Genomic DNA, 2,311 nt, shown 5'->3' with positions numbered 1-2,311 from the left:
GATCGGAACACGGCGGCCGATACCTTTAGTTGACGAACCGGACAACGACGCCCGGCTTCACCATTCCAGCTAGCTCCTCGGCGTCCCAGTTCGTCAGACGAACGCAGCCATGCGACCCGACTTTGTTGATAAGCTCGGGATCAGGCGTTCCATGGATGCCATAGGTTGGCTCGGTTAGATCGATCCAGACACTTCCGACCGGCCCATTGGGGCCCTTGGGGATGATGAGGACCTTGTCGTTCTTCCCTTGCTTAAAGTTGACCTTTGGATTGTATCTAAAGACGGGCATCCGCGCGACGCCTTTCACCTTGTGCGTCCCCCCTGGAGAAGGATTGTCCTCGCTGCCAACTGTCGCGGGATACGCCGCTAGTATGACATCACGATTATCGTAAGCCGTGACCTGCCCAGCCGTCTTGTCGGCTTCGATGCGGGCCACCTTTCCTTGGCGCGAGGGACCCGGCATCGCTACCTGGACTGTCTCCCCCGGGACGAAATCCGAACCTGGATTAAGCACAGTCAACAGGTCGATATGCATGTGGAAACGCTCTGAAAGCTTTTCGGCGATGCTGGTGTAACCCAAGCTGGGCATCTTCGCCTTTTCGCCGTAGTCTGCTGGAATATGGTCCACGAGGCCTTTCGCGTCGTCGGCCGTGACCGTGTAGGTGCCGATAATCGAGCCACCCGTCTCCAGCCTGCTGATTACATCGGAGTCGATTGTGCCGTCCGGGGGCATCCCCATCATCTTTTCGAAACTGGCCACCGCCTTGGTAACGTTCTTTCCATAAATGCCGTCGATCACGCCCGGCGATGCACCTGCTCGGTCGAGGAGAACCTGAAGGCGGACGATCGCTGGATCGGGATCCCGTGATGGTTTGGAAGCGCGCTCCGCCGGGATTGTGGACAGGGACGCAGAATTGATCACGTCTGGTTTGACCTCTGTGGCTTCAGCGAAGATGACGGAAACGATCAGAAAGAACGTGGACATTCCAACAAATGTTTTCATGTCCGCTCAAATGGAGTTGCGATGAAGATGTTCCGAAGATAATTGTTCTTCTGTGGTTGCCCCCCTTTCTTAAGAACTCTTTTGCGTGAACGTGAGATCAAGTACGCTCTTCTGTGAGGCCTTTGATTGCGGCATTTCGAGAGACCGCTAGTCGGTGCGGTGATCCGCAGATTGGATCCAGATATTGTTCGCGAGCTCTGAGCTCCAAGATCCGTTCTAGTTTTCCCTATCCGGATCGGTTCGATCCCGTGCCTATTCAGGTCATCGACTTCTCGCATCTCTCACGGGCACAAATCATTAATAAGAATCTCTATTGTTACGTCCGTGCTTCGAAAATCGCATAATGTCTCCTCTGGAACCGCACCTCAGAAAACCGCATTGAGTGGGTCTGCGGTTCGATTCCTTTCAAGAGCTTTGATTTGGGGTCCAATTCAAGACTCAGTTTGACCGAGCAATTGTGTTGAACGTAGTCAAGGCGTTGATCTGGTGTGTCGGCTTTTTCAACGTTTGTCATGAGGGGCAGCCGCAAGTGGGCGAAGCCCGCTTGTGGACGTCTCCCCGATGGAAGGGTTAGGCCTCAGGTTCGTGGCAAACCGCTTCTATGTTGTGCCCGTCCGGGCCAATGACGAACGCTGCATAGTAGTTCGAGTGGTAGTGCGGGCGCAGACCAGGCGCACCATTATCTTTGCCACCCGCCTCCAGAGCCGCGCGATAGAAGGCTTCGACTTGCTGGCGATTCTCGGCCGTGAACGCCAAGTGAAGATGCGCCGGCTTCTCCTCGGTTTGGTACAGGCACAATGAAGCCTTACCCTTTGGACTAAGCTCGACGCCGTACGTCGGCGGCCCCTCCGATACAACAGCTACGCCGAGTGGTTCGAGTGCCTTGAGGAAGAACGCTTTGCTCGCTGCATAGTCGCTGACTCCGAATTTGATGTGGTCAAACATGAGTTCTCCTGAAATGTGTAGGCCTGCCTGACGGTGCCTCTGCTGCGCATCTTATAAAGTCTGCCTGCGCTGCAAAGCGGTCCTTCGCGGCTGGTTTTGCGTCTCAGACTCTATTGGCATGTCTCAGCCACTGATGGCAAGGAACAGGGGGTGGGAGTCCAAAGAGCAGCGCCCCTTTGTGTAAGCCCGCAGGGCACGTAGCCTGAGCCGGCCATGGTGACAAGAATCCGCGCTCGAGCAGCTGCGGCTGTCGCCAAAGGGGGGAATTTGTCGCTTCAGTGACTTGAGGGAGATTTCACGAACGGATGGTGACGCGGCCGCGCTAGCCAGGCCGCTGCGTTGTCACGACGAAAGAAAGCCCCG

General features: G+C 55.8%; 2 protein-coding genes. Both read right to left on the bottom strand.

Translation table 11 applies throughout. The annotated features are described in order from the left end of the window. Positions 1-25: 25 nt before the first annotated feature. Positions 26-1,003, bottom strand: a complete 978-nt coding sequence (locus tag AAAC48_RS00030) for a L,D-transpeptidase (RefSeq protein ID WP_340652198.1) — start codon at positions 1,001-1,003, stop codon at positions 26-28. A 570-nt stretch (positions 1,004-1,573) separates the two neighbouring features. Next, positions 1,574-1,948 (bottom strand): VOC family protein, encoded by a 375-nt coding sequence (locus tag AAAC48_RS00025; protein ID WP_340652197.1) that lies wholly within the window; start codon positions 1,946-1,948, stop codon positions 1,574-1,576. Between the last annotated feature and the right edge of the window lie 363 nt (positions 1,949-2,311).

The organism is Phyllobacterium sp. (assembly GCF_037994405.1).
In the GTDB taxonomy this organism is placed as follows: domain Bacteria; phylum Pseudomonadota; class Alphaproteobacteria; order Rhizobiales; family Rhizobiaceae; genus Phyllobacterium.
This window is presented reverse-complemented; position numbering and strand designations above follow the sequence as displayed.

What these genes read in the sequence shown, in the direction of transcription:
- AAAC48_RS00025 (WP_340652197.1), bottom strand. Translation starts at nt 1,948, where the DNA reads ATGTTTGACCACATCAAATTCGGAGTCAGCGACTATGCAGCGAGCAAA.
- AAAC48_RS00030 (WP_340652198.1), bottom strand. Translation starts at nt 1,003, where the DNA reads ATGAAAACATTTGTTGGAATGTCCACGTTCTTTCTGATCGTTTCCGTC.